This window comes from Mumia sp. ZJ430 (genome assembly GCF_011751845.1).
Lineage (GTDB): Bacteria > Actinomycetota > Actinomycetes > Propionibacteriales > Nocardioidaceae > Mumia.
In genome coordinates this window covers 416,624-431,986 of sequence record NZ_JAAHFK010000002.1, presented here as the reverse complement: position 1 = coordinate 431,986, position 15,363 = coordinate 416,624, and the positions used below count along the sequence as shown (strand labels likewise).

General features: G+C 70.8%; 13 protein-coding genes. 8 read left to right on the top strand and 5 right to left on the bottom strand.

Annotation, left to right across the window (positions count from 1 at the left end):
* Positions 1-2 precede the first annotated feature (2 nt).
* Genes HCT63_RS08620 through HCT63_RS08605 form a run of 4 tightly spaced genes read right to left on the bottom strand, consistent with a single transcriptional unit; the run spans position 3 to position 4,317 of the window.
* Positions 3-974 carry an SIS domain-containing protein gene (locus HCT63_RS08620; protein ID WP_167003217.1) on the bottom strand — a complete coding sequence of 324 codons (972 nt, stop codon included), beginning with the start codon at positions 972-974 and terminating at the stop codon, positions 3-5.
* A complete protein-coding gene (locus HCT63_RS08615) occupies positions 974-2,341 on the bottom strand; it encodes a hypothetical protein (RefSeq protein WP_208322347.1) in 1,368 nt (455 codons plus the stop codon). Before HCT63_RS08615 ends, HCT63_RS08620 begins: the two co-directional genes overlap by 1 nt.
* On the bottom strand, positions 2,310-3,683 hold the full coding sequence (locus HCT63_RS08610) for a nucleotide disphospho-sugar-binding domain-containing protein (protein WP_167003215.1): 1,374 nt from the start codon (positions 3,681-3,683) through the stop codon (positions 2,310-2,312). Before HCT63_RS08610 ends, HCT63_RS08615 begins: the two co-directional genes overlap by 32 nt.
* Positions 3,676-4,317, bottom strand: coding sequence for a TetR/AcrR family transcriptional regulator (locus HCT63_RS08605; protein ID WP_167003213.1), 642 nt, complete (start codon positions 4,315-4,317; stop codon positions 3,676-3,678). Before HCT63_RS08605 ends, HCT63_RS08610 begins: the two co-directional genes overlap by 8 nt.
* A gap of 200 nt (positions 4,318-4,517) precedes the next feature.
* Here HCT63_RS08605 and HCT63_RS08600 point away from each other — a divergent pair, with 200 nt between their 5' ends.
* The 7 genes from HCT63_RS08600 (at position 4,518) to HCT63_RS08570 (ending at position 12,416) form a co-directional block, all read left to right on the top strand.
* The gene (locus HCT63_RS08600; RefSeq protein WP_167003211.1) at positions 4,518-5,633 is read left to right on the top strand and encodes a spermidine/putrescine ABC transporter substrate-binding protein; all 1,116 of its coding nucleotides are present in this window, start codon (positions 4,518-4,520) and stop codon (positions 5,631-5,633) included.
* The gene (locus tag HCT63_RS08595) at positions 5,633-6,532 is read left to right on the top strand and encodes an ABC transporter permease (RefSeq protein WP_208322346.1); all 900 of its coding nucleotides are present in this window, start codon (positions 5,633-5,635) and stop codon (positions 6,530-6,532) included. The genes HCT63_RS08600 and HCT63_RS08595 overlap by 1 nt, the downstream gene beginning before the upstream one ends.
* Positions 6,529-7,305 (top strand): ABC transporter permease, encoded by a 777-nt coding sequence (locus HCT63_RS08590; RefSeq protein WP_167003209.1) that lies wholly within the window; start codon positions 6,529-6,531, stop codon positions 7,303-7,305. The genes HCT63_RS08595 and HCT63_RS08590 overlap by 4 nt, the downstream gene beginning before the upstream one ends.
* Entirely contained in the window at positions 7,298-8,395 is a 1,098-nt protein-coding gene (locus HCT63_RS08585) for an ABC transporter ATP-binding protein (protein WP_167003207.1), read from the top strand. The genes HCT63_RS08590 and HCT63_RS08585 overlap by 8 nt, the downstream gene beginning before the upstream one ends.
* The gene (locus HCT63_RS08580; RefSeq protein WP_167003205.1) at positions 8,392-9,786 is read left to right on the top strand and encodes an FAD-dependent oxidoreductase; all 1,395 of its coding nucleotides are present in this window, start codon (positions 8,392-8,394) and stop codon (positions 9,784-9,786) included. The genes HCT63_RS08585 and HCT63_RS08580 overlap by 4 nt, the downstream gene beginning before the upstream one ends.
* Positions 9,787-9,797: 11 nt before the next feature.
* Entirely contained in the window at positions 9,798-11,261 is a 1,464-nt protein-coding gene (locus HCT63_RS08575) for an aminobutyraldehyde dehydrogenase (RefSeq protein ID WP_167003203.1), read from the top strand.
* A 417-nt stretch (positions 11,262-11,678) separates the two neighbouring features.
* Positions 11,679-12,416 carry a D-Ala-D-Ala carboxypeptidase family metallohydrolase gene (locus tag HCT63_RS08570; protein ID WP_167003201.1) on the top strand — a complete coding sequence of 246 codons (738 nt, stop codon included), beginning with the start codon at positions 11,679-11,681 and terminating at the stop codon, positions 12,414-12,416.
* On the opposite strand, the gene HCT63_RS08565 is transcribed toward HCT63_RS08570, so the two are convergent.
* Positions 12,400-12,939 (bottom strand): hypothetical protein, encoded by a 540-nt coding sequence (locus HCT63_RS08565; RefSeq protein ID WP_167003199.1) that lies wholly within the window; start codon positions 12,937-12,939, stop codon positions 12,400-12,402. The two genes, HCT63_RS08570 and HCT63_RS08565, sit on opposite strands and share 17 nt — an antisense overlap.
* Positions 12,940-13,168: 229 nt before the next feature.
* On the opposite strand from HCT63_RS08565, the gene HCT63_RS08560 reads away from it, so the two are divergent.
* A complete protein-coding gene (locus tag HCT63_RS08560) occupies positions 13,169-15,133 on the top strand; it encodes a TetM/TetW/TetO/TetS family tetracycline resistance ribosomal protection protein (protein WP_167003197.1) in 1,965 nt (654 codons plus the stop codon).
* Positions 15,134-15,363 lie beyond the last annotated feature (230 nt).

Below are 15,363 nucleotides of genomic sequence, written 5' to 3'. Positions count from 1 at the left end.
ACCTAGGCCTGCGCCTGCGCTTGCCACCGCCGTGCGGCGACGAGCTCCATCACGAGCGTCTCGCTCAGCAGCCGCACGTCGTCGTCCTCGTCGCCACGGAAGCGCACGGCCACGGTGGCCGTCGGGAGGTCCTCGCCGACGGACACGATCGTCGTGCCCCGGGGGTCGGTCCACTCGCGTACGCCGTCGATCCAGCGGGAGCCGCCGAACAGGACGAGCCGGTAGTCGGTGTTCTTCGTCAGATAGACGTCGACGTGCGCCCAGTCGCCGGTCTCGCAGCCGATCGCCGCGAGACGCGGGCCTTCACGCAGCATGAGCGCCGACTGCTGCGCCGAGCTGAGCCGCCGTGCCGGTGCCGCGAGGTGCGTGCCGTCGGGGCCGAGCGCCGCCTCCGTCACCGCAGGCAGCCACGCGGACTCGCGGTCGAGCAGGTCTGCCGAGGCGTCGGCAGCAGCACGGACGGTCGCGGCCGGCATCACGGTGCCGCTCAGCCCCGCCTCGAGCGCGAGGAACAGCGCGAGCGTGTGCTGGAACGACCGGCACGCGACACCGCCGTGCTCCGGGCCGGCCAGCATCGGGACAACGACGTCCGCGCGCTCGGCCAGTGCCGACGACTCGACGTTGGTCACGCCCACCACCCGGGCGCCGGAGTCTGCGATGCGGTCGAGCGCGTCGAGGGTCTCCCGCGACCCGCCGGAGGCCGACACCGCGACCACGGTCGTCCCAGGCCCCGTACGGGGAAGCAGGTCGCTGCTCGCCAGCTCGGCGACGGCGCGGACCCCCCGTGCGCGCAGCCGTGCCGCGGCGACGCTCGACGCGTAGTGCGAGGACCCCATGCCCACGAAGACGAGGTCGGCCGACCGCGCGTCGAGGCCGACCGCCGCCCACGGGTCGTCGCGCTCCAGCGCAGCGGCGAGCTCGGCCAGTCGCGCGGGCTTCTCCGCGAGGTCGGCGGCGAACGCGTCGGGGTTCATCAGGCAGGACCATCCTTCTCGGCGGCAACAACGGTGAAGTCTTCGTAGCGGTCACGCACGGCGCGGTCGGGCACGTAGCGCCAGTGCGGGAGGTGCCGTCCCGCGTACACGTACTCGCGGCACACCTGTCGCATTCTCATGGGCACGAGCAGGCGCTCGTCGAGGAGGTCCCCGCGTCCGGCCGCATCGAGGGTCGCGCGGTAGGAGGACAGGAACGCCTCGACCGCCGTCGTACGCCAGCGTTGGACTGCCGCCGGGTCGACGCCGGGCGTGCGGTGCCGCACCACGTACGCGACGTGGTCAAGGCTCTGCGCCATCCCGGCGACGTCGACCGCCGCGGGCTGCGGTGCGAGGCGTTCGGCTGGAGTCGCGACGGGGTTCCCGTCGAAGTCGGTCACGCGGTACGCCCCATCGGTGCCGTGCAGGACCTGACCGACGTGGAGGTCGCCGTGGATCGGGACGAGAGGGGTGCCGGCGGCGTGAGCGAGCGCGCCGAGGTCGCTCCGCAGTGCGTCAGCGTGGCGCTCAAGGCGCACGCGCTCTGCGCCGTCCATGAGGGCCAGCGCGTCGTCCAGGGTCGCGAGGGCCTCGGCGTGCCACGCCGCGGCGTGCTCGGCATCGGCAACCGGGGGAGAGGAGTCAGCAAGCCCAAGGTGCATCGCCGCGACGATCCCGCCGAGGGCAGCGCCGGGTGCGGTCGCGGAGTCGTGGAGCGAGGTGGCGCCGGACGCGTAGGCGACGGCGTCCTGGACCGCCCACTGCCATCCGTCGCGTGCGTCGGGCACAAGCGCGGTCACCATCGCGACCAGGCTGGGCGGGCTCTCGGGATCAGGCTGCCACTGCACCATGCCCCACGGCGTCGGCATCGCGTCGAACCCGGCCTCGACCAGCCGTGCGACCCTTACGGGCGCCGGGTCTGCGTCGTCGCTGACGCGGACGACCCACTTCACGACGGCCCCGCCGTCCGGCCCGTGGACGATGACCGACTCGTTGCTCTGGTCGACGTCGATCACTCGCTCCGCGGTGACGGGATGCCCGTCCCACCGGGTGAGGGAGAACGCGCCGTCGGACCCACGGCCGAGCGCCTCGACCAGCGCGAGCGCCGCACCGTCCCCGGGCACCGCCCGCCGGACGCGGTCGCCGTCGAGGACGAGCGGCGCCGCGTACCTGCGACTGTCCGCGTCCTCCACCACGGTCAGCGTGACCGTCGCCGACAGCGAGGTCGCGGCGACCAGCGCGAGCGGGCCGCGGACCCGGCCCGCCTCCGCCGCGTGTCGCGCGGGGAGGACGTCGACCGGGTCCGCGGCCCGGACGGCTGCGGCGAGGTCGTCGATGTCAGGACTCCACGGCCGACGACTCCAGCGCATCGGCCAGCGTCGGGTCGGCAACGCGGCCGACGTGGTCCAGCCCGACCTTCTCGATCAGGTCCGCTCCCTTGCGCAGGCCGTCGCGCTCACGGATCCGCGCGCCGATCGTCTCCATCCGCGCACGCAGCTCGGTGTCGGCGAGCAGCGCCTCGACCGCGTCGACCAGCTCGGCGTCCTCGAAGCCGTACGTGTCGAGCCGTCGGCCGAAGCCGAGCTCGTCCACGCGCTGCGCGTTGTCGTACTGGTCCCAGAACAGCGGCAGCACGATCATCGGTTTGCCGAAGTGCAGCGTCTCGGTCGTGGTGTTGTTGCCGCCGTGCGTGATGACGAGGTCGACCTGCGGGATGACCTTGGTCTGCGGCACCATCTGCGCGCCGACCATCGTCTCCGGCAGCGTCAGCTCGTCGGCGCGCGGGCCCTTGCTCACGATGAAGCGGTGCCGGGTGGTCCCGAGGACGTCGACCAGCCGCTGCATGAGGCCGAGGTCGGCACCACCGAGCGAGCCGAGCGAGAGATAGATCAGCGCGGAGTCGTCGGGACGGTCGGCGACCTCGGTCGGCACGACGTAGTCCTCGTCGGTCTCGCGCACGCTGGAGTCGATCCGTGCCCACGTCTCGTCAAGCGGACGCACCGCGTCGTAGTCGGCCTCCTCGGGGAACACGTACAGGTTCAGCGTGTCGGAGGTGTGCAGGAACTCCAGGTCGGGCAGCGGGGGAGTGCCCTGCTCCTGGACCCAGGTGTTGAACGCCTCCCACATCTCGCGATGGGTCTCCTTGAAGCGCTTGTCGTACGCGTCCCACTCGGCGCGGTCGGCGATCGGGTAGCCGGCGAACAGCGGCGGCAGGTCGGCGCTGCCACGCACCTCCAGCGGGTTGCACGAGACGATGCGGACGAACGGAGCGTCAGAGGTCATCAGCGCCGGGAAGGTGACGACGTTGTCCTCGACGATGACGTCGGGCTGGTGCTCGGCGATGATCGCGCGCAACTGCGGCTCGCAGTAGACCGCGCCGTCGATGAGCGCCTGGTAGGTCGGCGCGACGAACGACTCGAGCTGCTCGACGGTGGGCTTGCGGAACTCCGGCGCGGTCTCGGCGATGAAGTCCGTCCAGAACTTGCCCGCGTCCTCCTCCTCGGCCTCGTCGGCTCCCTCGGCGGGCGCAGCGAGATCGACCAGCGCCTCGACGAAGCCGAGCGGCTCGAGCTTGCCCTTCCACGACGCCTCGGCCGCGAACACGACCTTGTGGCCGCGTCCGAGCAGGATGTCGCCGAGACCGACGCACTGGTTCGTCGGGCCGTACGCCGACTCGGGCATGAACAGGATCGTCAGGGCGCGGTCAGTCATCGGTGGGGGTCCCTTCGTCGTCAGGAGCAGCCTTGGTGATGAGCAGGTTGCCGGTGGCCAGCCTGGCGTAGTCGAGGAGCAGCTCGCACGCGACCTCGTGGTCGATCGTCGGGTGCCCGGCCATCATGCGGTAGCCGTACGCATCCTCGAGCGCGACGAGGTTGCGCCCGATCGTCAGCGAGTCCTGGCGCAACTCGAACGCGCCACGGGCGGCGCCGGTCTCGAGGATCACCTGGTACATCGCGACCTGGCGGTCGTACAGGGAGGTCAGCAGCGCGCCGTACACGGGATGACGCCGCGCAGCGCCGCCGAGCTCGCAGAAGAGCCGCACCGCGTCGTCGTCGGCGTCGCTCGGCAGACCCGAACGGATCGTCCGGACCAGCTTCTCAGCGGGGTCCTCGATCGCCGCGAGCGTCCGCATGCGCTCGTCGTAGAAGCGCTCGGTGCCGGCGCGGTTCGCCTCCAGGATCAGGGACTGGACGTCCGGATAGTGGTACAGCACGGCACCGGACGTGAGGCCGGCCTGCTTGGCGATCTCGGTGAGCTTGACGTCGGCGCCGTGCGCGATGACCGCTTGCTGGGTCGCGCGGATGAGTGCGGCACGCCGGTCTTTCTGGCCCTGGGTCTTCGCCATCGGGCCCCCTTTGCGTCGTCATGCGAGTGGTGATTGTGCGCTAGCCTCCCATTGCTAGGCCGAAATTTGAAGACTTCTTCAGTGACGAATTTGTTTCGACCGTTGCTCTCGTGTTTCAGGGTCTTGTCAAGTACTCAATAGAGGTGCAAATGTGTCCCCCACCCGCACCAGGCGGGAAACTCGCACACCTGGAGCCAACCATGAAGGCATTCGCGTCCACCAGCCGCCGCGCGCTGGCCGCCGCGGCCGGCATCGCCCTCGTCGCCGCACTTGCGGCGTGTGGCGGGTCCGACGGGGACGACTCCGCGGCCGCAGACCTCGACCCCGACGCCGACCTCAGCAAGCAGTCGATCGTCGTGTCCAACTGGGCTGACTACATGCCCGAGGACGTCGCGACGAAGTTCGAGGAGGCGACGGGCGCCTCCATGGAAGTCACCAACCACGCCACGAACGAAGAGATCATGGCGAAGCTGACGGCCGGTTCAGACTCCGGCATCGACGTCGCGTTCGTCTCCGGGCAGTTCGCGCAGGCGCTCGCCGCCCAGGGGCTGGTGGAGCCGATCCACGACGAGCTGATCCCGAACCTCAAGAACCTTGCCGAGCCGGCGACCACCATGGCGTACGACAAGGGCAACGAGATCTCCGTCCCGTACACCTGGGGCACCACGGGCATCTGCTATCGCTCCGACCTTGTGAAGGAGGCGCCGACCAGCTGGAACGACCTGCTCGAGCCAGAGGACGCCTACAAGGGCAAGGTCACGATGATGGCCACCGACCGCTGGCTGATGCTCCCGGCGCAGAAGGCCCTCGGCTTCTCGGCGAACACCACCGACGAGGACGAGATGGCGCAGGTCAAGGACAAGCTCGTCGCCGCCAAGAAGAACCTGCTCGCCTACGACGACACCACGTTCTACGAGCGGCTCATCTCCGGCGAGGCCGTGATGGTGCAGGCGTGGGACGGCTGGTGCAACTACGGCACGACCGAGAACAAGGACATCACGTTCACCGTGCCCGAGGAGGGCAGCGACCTCTGGGTCGACACGATGGTCGTGCTGAAGACCTCCAAGAACAAGGAGGCCGCGCACGCGTTCATCAACTACCTCCTGGAGCCGGAGAACGGTGCGTGGGCAGCGGAGAACATCCTCTACAACGTCCCGAACCAGAAGGCGATGGACCTGCTCCCCGCCGAGCTGAAGGCGCAGTACCCGCCGCTCCAGGTCACCGCTGACGAGCTCCTCAAGGGTGAGTCGCTGACCGATCTCGGCGAGGCCGCGACGCTCTACTCCCAGCTCGTCACCGAGATCACGTCGAGCTAGTGACCGATCTGATCACCAGCACTCCCACCGGGAGGGGCGCCGGCGAGCGCTCCTCCCGGTGGGAGCGCGTCACCCTCCTCGTCCCCGGGCTGGGCTATGTCACGGCGTTCATGGCCGTGCCGGTCCTGCTCGTGCTCAGCTATGTGTTCTTCCAGCGCGGTCGCTTCGGTGGCGTCGTGTACGAGTTCACGTGGGACAACTTCAGCCGCGCGCTCTCACCGACCTACCGGGCCGTGCTCGTCGACTCGGTCGTGATCGCGGGCTCCGCGACGATCCTCGCGCTGCTGATCGGCTACCCGGTCGCGTACGCGATCGCCCAGCTCCCCGCGCGGTGGCGCAACGTCGCTCTCGTGCTGGTCGTCATCCCGTTCTGGACGAACTTCCTCGTCCGGACGTACGCCTGGATCGTGCTGCTGAGCTCTGAAGGACTCGTCAATCGAGGCCTTGAGAGCCTGGGGGTGATCGAGGACCCGATCACGCTGCTCTACACCCGTGGGGCGGTCGTCGTCGGTCTCGTCTACGCCTACCTGCCTCTGATGATCCTGCCGTTGTACGCATCGATCTCGAAGCTCGACCCCGAGCTGCGCGAGGCGGCGACGAACCTCGGCGCGAGCCGGTTCCGCGTGTTCCGTACGATCACCTGGCCGCTGACCCTGCCCGGTGCGCTGACCGGCTGCATCTTCGTCTTCGTGCCGAGCCTGGGCAACTTCGTCGTGCCCGAGCTGCTCGGCGGCGGCAAGTTCGTGATGGTCGGCAACGTCGTGCGCGACCAGTTCCTCAAGGCCCGCGACTGGCCGTTCGGCGCGACGCTCGCGCTGGTCCTCATCGTGGTGCTGGTCGTGCTGTTCTTCGTGCAGTCGCGGGTCAGCCGCCGCGTCTCGACGGGAGGCCCCTCATGAAGGCACTGGGGTGGCTGCGCCTGCCGTTGGCGCTGTGCATGCTCTTCCTCTACCTGCCGATCGCCGTCCTCGTCGTCATGTCGTTCAACGGCGGGCGCTCGGCGTTCTCGATGGACGGGTTCAGCCTGCGCTGGTACGGCGAGCTGGCCGGCAACTCCGCCCTGCTGGAGGCGCTGGGCAACAGCCTCGTCGTCGCCGCCGGAGCGACCGCTATCGCCGTCGTGCTCGGGACCACGCTCGCGGTCGGCCTCGCGCGCTACACCCGGTCGTCCGCCCTCGACGCGTACGCGATGTCGCCCGCGATCATGCCCGACCTCGTGCTGGCGATCGGGCTGCTGTCGTTCTACTCGTTGATCTCCATGACGCTGGGGCTCTTCTCGGTCATGCTGGCCCACGCCGTGTTCGGCATGGCGTTCGTCGTGGCGGTCGTCCGCGCACGCCTCGCCCAGGCCGACCCGTCGCTCGAGGAGGCCTCGCGCGACCTCGGCGCGGGGGCGCTCACCACATTCCGCCGCGTGACCCTGCCGACGATCGCGCCCGCGGTCGTGGCCGGTGCCTTGCTGACGTTCACGCTGTCGCTCGACGAGTTCGTCATCGCGTTCTTCACCAACGGCCCGACCACCCCGACCCTGCCGATCTCGATCTACTCGATGGTCCGCTTCGGCGTGACTCCCGAGATCAACGCGCTCGCCACCGTGCTGCTGCTCGTCAGCCTCACGGTCGTGATCGCGTCCGCCCGACTGAGCCGACGTACGGAGGCCACCGATGAGTGAGACGCACGTGACGACCCCGAGCACCGCGAAGGCGTCACCGTCGCGCGCGCCGCTGGTCGAGCTGCGCCACGTGACGCGCCGCTTCGGTGACGTGACCGCGCTGGACGACGTGAGCCTCACGATCGCCGAGAACGAGTTCTTCGCGCTGCTCGGTCCGTCCGGCTGCGGCAAGACGACGCTGCTGCGCGCGATCGCGGGCTTCGAGCACCCTGACAGCGGCGAGATGCGCCTCGGTGGCGAGGATCTCGTGGCGCTGCCCCCGCACCGGCGCCCGCTCAACCTGATGTTCCAGTCGTACGCGCTGTTCCCGCACATGAGTGTCGAGCGCAACGTCGCGTACGGGCTGGAGCAGGAGAAGCTGTCGAAGGGTGAGATCCGTCAGCGGGTCGGCGAGGTGCTGGAGACGGTCGGCCTGTCGGCGATGGCCTCCCGCAAGCCGCACCAGCTCTCCGGCGGCCAGCGCCAGCGGGTCGCCCTCGCGCGCGCCGTCGTGAAGCGCCCCAAGCTGCTGCTCCTCGACGAGCCGCTGTCGGCGCTCGACCGCAAGGTCCGGTCGCAGATGCAGCTCGAGCTCAAGCGCCTCCAGCAGGAGGTGGGCATCACGTTCGTCGTCGTGACGCACGACCAGGAAGAGGCGATGTCGATGGCCGACCGCCTCGCCGTCCTCGCGCACGGACGCGTGCAGCAGGTCGCGACCCCGGTCGAGATCTATCGCCGTCCGGCCAACCTGTTTGTCGCGGACTTCATCGGAGACGGCAACCGCTTCGCCGGGCGCGTCGTCGACGGCGGGATCCACGTCGACAGCGTCGGGCTCCTCCCGGGGCACCTCGTCGGTGACGTCTCCGGCGACGCCCACCTCGTCGTACGGCCGGAGGAGACACGCATCGGAGAGCCAGGAGCCGGGCTCCTCGACGGCCGGGTCGTCGAGACCCAGTTCTACGGCGGGGTGTCGACGGTCGCGGTCGACGTCCCGGACCACGCTGATCCCGTGCTCTGCGCGATCAGCGGCGTCTCCACGGTCGAGCGCGGGGCCGAGGTCTCGCTCACGTGGACCGCCGACGCTGCTGTCGTGGTCGGAGGGAGTCTGTGACGCGCGCCGCCCGAATCCTCGCGGATGCCTGCCCGCGCCCGTACTGGACCGACCGCACCCGTCCGTCCGGCGACGCCGATCCGCTCGTCGGCACCGCGCGGGCCGACCTCGCCGTCATCGGCGGCGGACTCACCGGTCTGTGGACCGCGATCCTCGCCAAGGAGGAGGACCCGTCTCGTGACGTCGTCGTCCTCGAGGCAGGGCGGATAGGCGCCGGCGCCTCCGGCCGCAACGGCGGGTTCGTCTCGGACTCCCTCACCCACGGGCTCGCTCACGGCACGGCCATGTGGCCCGACGAGCTCGATGAGCTGGTCCGGCTCGGCCGCGACAACGTCGAGGAGATCGCGGCCTTCCTTGCCCGTGAGGGCATCGACGCCGACCTGCGGCTGTGCGGCAAGACGGTCGTCGCGACGCGACCGCACGAGGTCGAGGCCCTCGCCGCCTCGTTCGCGACCCATCAGGAGCACGGCGAGGACGTGACCCTCCTGTCCGCCGACGAGGTGCGCAAGGACGTCGACTCGCCGACCTACCTCGCGGGCATGCGCGTGCGCAGCGGCGGTGGTCTCGTCGACCCCGTACGCCTGCTGCACGGGCTGGCCGAGGCGGCACGGCGCCGCGGCGTCCGCCTCCACGAGCGCTCGGTCGTCACGGGGATGAGCCGCCGTGGCGACGGAGTCACGGTGACCCTCGAAGGCGGTGTCGCGCACGCGCGCCAGGTCGTCGTCGCCACGAATGCGTTCCCGCCGCTGCTGCGCCGCATCCGCGCCTACACGATCCCGGTCTGGGACCACGTGATCGTCACCGAGCCGCTGTCCGACGCGCAGCTGTCCGCGATCGGGTGGTCGGACAACCAGGGGATGACCGACGCAGGCAACCAGTTCCATTACTACCGTCGTACGCCTGACGACCGGATCCTGTTCGGCGGCTACGACGCGATCTACTACTACGGCGCCCGGACGGACGCGGGCCTCGCCCAGCGCGACGCCTCGCACGAGCTGCTGGTGAACCACCTGTACGACACGTTCCCGATGCTCGACGGTCTCGGGGTCACGCACCGCTGGGCAGGGATCATCGACACGTCCACCCGCTTCACGCCGGTCTTCGGCACGGCGTACGCCGGCCGGCTGGCCTACGCAGTGGGCTACACCGGGCTCGGCGTCGCCTCGTCGCGGTTCGGGGCGCAGGTCGCGCTCGACCTGCTCGCACGCCGCCGTACGGAGCGCACCCGGCTCGCCGCGATCACCGGTCGGCCGATCCCGTTCCCGCCCGAGCCGCTGCGCTACCCGATCGTCCAGGTCATGCGGCACCAGCTCGCCCGCGAGGACACGACCGGCAAGCGTCCCGCGATGCTGCGTGTGCTCGACAAGTTCGGAGTGGGGTTCAACAGCTGATGGAGGAGACGATGGAGCCAGTGTCCGGAGCGTTCGTCGACGGGGTCGCCCGCGCCTCGACCGGAGACGAGGTCGTGCTCGTCGACCCGGCGACGGGCGAGGAGACCGTACGGTTCGCGCAGGCGTCGCTCGCCGATGTCGAGGCGGCGGTCGCCGCGGCATCCGCGGCCTTCGGCGCCTGGTCGCGCCGTACGGCGGGGGATCGCGCGCGGGTTCTGCTCCGGCTCGCCGACCTCCTGGAGGCGAACGCCGACGCGCTCACCGCACTCGAGGTCGCCGACTCCGGCAAGCCGACCGCCGTCTTCGCAGACGGTGAGCTCCCGTTCGCGGCCGACAACCTGCGCTTCTTCGCGGGGTCGGCGCGGTCGCTCGAGGGCAGCGGTGCCGGCGTGCTGAGCGAGGGCTACACGTCGATGCTGATCCGCCGGCCGGTCGGCGTCGTGGGCGCCGTCGCCCCGTGGAACTTCCCGCTCGTGATGGCGATCTGGAAGCTCGGTCCCGCGCTCGCGGCCGGCAACACGATGGTCCTCAAGCCTGCGCCGACCACGCCCCGCAGCACGCTCCTGCTCGCGCAGCTCGCGGCCGACGCCGGCCTGCCCGCCGGCGTGCTCAACGTCGTGACGGGCGGGGCTGACATCGGAGAGGCGCTCGTCGCGCACCCCGACGTCGCGATGGTCTCGATCACCGGATCGAGCCGCGCCGGTCGCGCCGTGATGGGCGCGGCGGCCCCGCAGACGAAGCGCGTCCACCTCGAGCTCGGCGGCAAGGCGCCCGCGCTCGTCTTTGCCGATGCGGACGTCGACGCCGCCGCGCAGGGCCTCGCGATGGCGGCGACGTACAACTCGGGCCAGGACTGCACTGCCGCGACGCGCCTCTACGTCCAGCGGCCCGCGTACGACGCCGTCGTCGAGGCCGTCGCCCAGCGTATGGGCGCGATCCGCGTCGGCGACCCGCGTGACGGCGCCACCGACATCGGCCCGCTGGTCTCGCGCGAGCACCGCGACCGCGTGCACGGGTTCGTGGAGCGTGCCGTCGAGGCGGGCGCCAAGGTGGCGTGCGGGGGAGTCGTGCCCGACGGTCCTGGTGCGTACTACCCGCCGACGCTCGTCACCGGCGCCGACCAGAGCTCCGAGATCGTCCAGGACGAGGTCTTCGGGCCGGTCCTGGTCGCGCTGCCGTTCGACACCGAGGAGGACGCGATCGCGCTCGCGAACGACAGCGCGTACGGGCTCGCCTCGTCGGTGTGGACCGCGGACGTCGCCCGCGCGCTGCGCGTCACGCACTCCCTCGAGGCGGGCGTGACCTGGGTGAACGACCACCTCCCGATCGCGTCGGAGGCGCCGCACGGTGGAGTCAAGGGCAGCGGGTTCGGCAAGGACATGAGCCACGAGGCCGTCCTCGAGTACACGATCACGCAGCACGTGATGGTCAAGCACGCGGTCGTCGAGGCGCACGACTCGTTCCGTCCGGCCTAGCGGGGCGTCGGGGGTACCCCCGACGCACCCGCGCTCCGCTACACCTCTGCGGTCAGGTCCTCGCATGGCCGCGAGCCCGATCTGCTGCACGACGGGGTTGCCGAGCCGCTGCGTCTCGACACCGAACTCCGTGGCGACCTCCTGGGCGAGCTGATCGTACTCGCCAGGTTGTACGAGGCCGTCGACCTGACCACGTCCGTGCTCCCGCGCCGCAGATCGCCGAGCCCGACCGAGACCCGGATGTCGTCGGCCGCGGCCTCGTCGATCAACGGTTGGAGAGCACGGCTCAGACCGGGGAGGTCGCAGCCCTTCGGCCCGTGACCCAGCGAGTTACGCCACGGATCTCGGGTTGCCGACGCGGTGAACTCTCGGCATGATCTCCGGAATCACACGTCGACCGACCCCCGGAGGCACCTCGTGAACCGAAAGATCCGTCGCGTCATCGCGGCACTCTCCCTGCTCATCGCTACCAGCGTCCTCGGGGTGGTGGGCACGGCGTCGCCGGCCGCCGCCGACGCTTGCTACACCTGGTCCCGCGCGCTGTCCCAGGGCGCGACCGGCGAAGACGTCCGCCAGCTCCAGATCCGCGTCTCCGGCTATCCCGGTTACGGCGCCGTGCTCTCCCTCGACGGCAGCTACGGCCCCGCGACGTCGGCGGCGGTCACCCGCTTCCAGCAGGCGTACGGCCTCACCGCTGACGGCAACGCCGGCCCGCAGACGTACGCGAAGCTGTACGCCCTGCAGGACGACGACTGCACGCCTGTCAACTTCACCTACGGCGAGCTCAACCGCTGCAACAGCACCTGGGCCGGCGGCGCGGTGTCTACCGCTACGGCGAAGGCGAACGCGCTCGTCACGATGTGGAAGCTCCAGGCGCTCCGGCACGCGCTCGGCGACCGCGCGCTCGGCGTCAACAGCGGTTTCCGAAGCACCTCGTGCAACAGCGCCGTCGGAGGCGCCTCGAACAGCCGCCACCTGTACGGCGACGCCGCCGACCTCGCGGCGGGATCGCAGGGCTTCTGCACGATCGCGAGTCAGGCGCGTTACCACGGTTTCAACCAGATCCTCGGTCCCGGCTACCCCGATCACAACGACCACATCCACGTCGCCAGCCCGGCCTCGCGGTTCTGGTCGGCCCCTACCTGCGGGATCTGATCGCGAGCGGGGTGAGGCCGGCGAGGACGAGCGCCGCGCCCACGGAAAGGAGGTCGAGGTCGAAACCGAGGAGCAGGAACCCGCCGAGCGTCAGCAGAGGCGAGACGATCGACACCCCCCGCAGTGGGCGTACGGCCATCGCCACCAGCGTGATCAGGCCGAGCGGGAAGAGGAGAGGGCCGGCCGCCTGAAGCGGATCCGGCAGCGGCGCGGCGTCCTTGAAGGAGGGCAGGAGGTCGCCGACGATCACCCACGCGAAGCAGGCCACGCCGAGGAGGCCTGCGGTGGCTGCCGCGTTCGCCACCACGCGTGAGCCGCCGAGACGAGTGACCTCGCCCCGCAGCGCCACGACGAGGACCCCGAAGAACGCGAAGCTTGCCAGGAAGAGGAGGTGGCCGACGTCCCAGGCGAGGCCGGGGCCGTGGTCGCCGTCCGCGCCGTCGATCAGGCGCAGCACGCCGTACAGGAAGAGCAGGACTGGAGCGGCGATCGCCGCGACGCGGAGGGCGGGGGTGCTCGGCATGGGTTCACTCTCCGCCGCCGGCGGTCTGCCCCGCATCGGGGGAGATCCGGATTCCTCCGACCACACTTCCTTAGGGGTCGACCCCGGCGACAGAGAAACCGTTCGACCCCGGCATGTTGCGCGTGCGACGGTGAGACCGAACCCGTACGACGACCAGTGAGAGGAACCACGAGCATGCCTGCAGCGACCACGCCCCGGACCCTTTTCCGTCCCACCGTGGAGCTGACCCTTGACCTCGTCCTCACTCACCCTCGGAGTCGTCGCGCATGTTGATGCCGGCAAGACCAGCCTGACCGAGCGACTCCTGTACGACGCCGGTGCCGTTGCTGCCCTCGGCAGCGTCGACGCCGGCACCACGCGCACCGACGCCTCGGACCTGGAGCGCCGGCGCGGGATCACGATCCGCGCCTCGGTCGCGACCCTCGCGTTCGGTGACCTCGTCGTCACGATCGTGGACACGCCAGGACACCCTGACTTCGTCGCCGAGGTCGAGCGGTCGCTGGCGGTGCTCGATGCCGCAGTGCTCGTCGTCTCCGCCGTCGAGGGGGTGCAGCCGCAGACCGTCGTCCTCTGGCGGGCGTTGCGGCGGCTGGAAGTGCCGACACTCCTGTTCGTCAACAAGGTCGACCGGTCCGGGGCGGATCTCGACCGCGCGGTCTCGCAGGTACGCCGTCGGCTGACGCCGGAGGTCGTCGTCCTGTCGCGCGTGCGGGGGACAGGGCTGCGTGAGGTCGAGGTCGAGGCGGTGCCGGCGGGGGACGCACAGGTCGTCGAGGCGGCAGCGTCGGTCGACGACGGCGTCCTCGCGACGTGGGTCGACGGCGCGACCCCCGCCCTTGGCGACGTCGCACGCGCGCTGCGCGAGGGCGTACGACGAGGCGCTCTGACGCCCGTGCTCGCCGGCTCGGCGCTCACCGGTGCCGGCATCGAACCGCTGCGTCACGCGATCACCCGGCTGCTCCCGTCGGCGGCGGCGCCGGACGGCCCGAGTTCCGGCACCGTGTTCGCGATCGACCGCGACGAACGGGGACGGCGTGCCTGGGTGCGGTGGTGGTCCGGTGCACTCCGCCTCCGCGAAAAGGTCGCTCCGGACGGGCGGCGTCCCGCGTCCGTCACTGAGATCGCGGTGAGTCGACCTGGGGGACTGCGGATCTCCGACGCGGTGGAGGCGGGCGAGATCGCCGCCGTACGAGGTCTCGACGTCCGGATCGGCGACGTGCTGGGGAGCGCGGCGGGACGGGCGTCGTACGCGTTCGCGCCGCCGACCCTGCAGACCGTCGTGGAACCGTGCGACCCGACGCAGCGGATCGCGATGTTCCAAGGGCTCGCCGAGCTCGCGGACGAGGACCCGCTCATCGGCCTGCGCATCGACGGCGAAGAGGGGGAGGCGGTCGTCCGCCTGCACGGTGAGGTGCAGAAGGAGGTCGTCGCCGCGCTCCTCGAGGAGCGGTACGGGGTGCGGGTCCGCTTCTCGGAGACCTCGGTGGTGTGCCTCGAGCGCGTGGTCGGGACAGGGGAGGCGCTGGACGTGATCGGGGTGGACGCCAACCCCTACCTGGCGACGATCGGTCTACGGGTCGAGCCGGGCACACGGGGGAGTGGCGTGGTGTTCTCACCGGGTGTCGAGCGCGGCAATCTGCCGCCGGCGTTCATCGCCGCGACCGAGGAGGGCGTGCGCGCCGCACTCCGCCAGGGGCTCGCCGGGTGGGAGGTGACGGACTGCGTGGTCACGATGACGCGGTCGGGCTACTCCCCACGTCAGAGCCACGCGCACGAGGCGTTCAACAAGGCGATGTCGAGCGTCGGCGCCGACTTTCGTAGTCTCGCGCCGGTGGTGCTCATGGCGGCGCTCGAGCGTGCCGGGACGCACGTGTGCCACCCGATCGACCGGTACGAGATCGACCTGCCGGACGACACGCTCGGCGCGGTCCTGTCGCTGATCGGCCGGCTCGGCGGGAAGACGACCGGATCGACACCCAAGGACGGCTTCACCGTGCTCACCGGTCACCTCCCCTCCGCGGCGGTGCCGGCGCTCGCGCAGCGCCTTCCCGATCTGAGTGGCGGGGAGGCGGCCCTGAGTGCGGAGCTGGTTCACCACGCCGTCGTTCCCGCCGGGACGGCGGCGCCGACGCGGCGGCGTACCGGACCGGACCCTCGCGACCGAGAGGGATGGTTTCGCGACGTACGACGGTAGAGATGTCACGCTGACCCTCTTTACGTCGAGATCACCAGCCGCCCGGGCTACAGCTACGGCGCGATCGGAGCAGTACGTCGTCGACACGGGCCACCTCGTCGGCTGGGCGGCTGGAAGTCGACGCTGCTGGACCTGACCGGTCCCGGGCGCGTCTACCTGCAGACCCGGAGCCAGGACGCGTTCCTCGGCTGGCTGATCCCGAAGCTGCCGAGGGACACCAGCTCGAGCTG

What these genes read in the sequence shown, in the direction of transcription:
- HCT63_RS08620 (WP_167003217.1), bottom strand. Translation starts at nt 974, where the DNA reads ATGAACCCCGACGCGTTCGCCGCCGACCTCGCGGAGAAGCCCGCGCGA.
- HCT63_RS08615 (WP_208322347.1), bottom strand. Translation starts at nt 2,341, where the DNA reads ATGCGCTGGAGTCGTCGGCCGTGGAGTCCTGACATCGACGACCTCGCC.
- HCT63_RS08610 (WP_167003215.1), bottom strand. Translation starts at nt 3,683, where the DNA reads ATGACTGACCGCGCCCTGACGATCCTGTTCATGCCCGAGTCGGCGTAC.
- HCT63_RS08605 (WP_167003213.1), bottom strand. Translation starts at nt 4,317, where the DNA reads ATGGCGAAGACCCAGGGCCAGAAAGACCGGCGTGCCGCACTCATCCGC.
- HCT63_RS08600 (WP_167003211.1), top strand. Translation starts at nt 4,518, where the DNA reads ATGAAGGCATTCGCGTCCACCAGCCGCCGCGCGCTGGCCGCCGCGGCC.
- HCT63_RS08590 (WP_167003209.1), top strand. Translation starts at nt 6,529, where the DNA reads ATGAAGGCACTGGGGTGGCTGCGCCTGCCGTTGGCGCTGTGCATGCTC.
- HCT63_RS08585 (WP_167003207.1), top strand. Translation starts at nt 7,298, where the DNA reads ATGAGTGAGACGCACGTGACGACCCCGAGCACCGCGAAGGCGTCACCG.
- HCT63_RS08575 (WP_167003203.1), top strand. Translation starts at nt 9,798, where the DNA reads ATGGAGCCAGTGTCCGGAGCGTTCGTCGACGGGGTCGCCCGCGCCTCG.
- HCT63_RS08565 (WP_167003199.1), bottom strand. Translation starts at nt 12,939, where the DNA reads ATGCCGAGCACCCCCGCCCTCCGCGTCGCGGCGATCGCCGCTCCAGTC.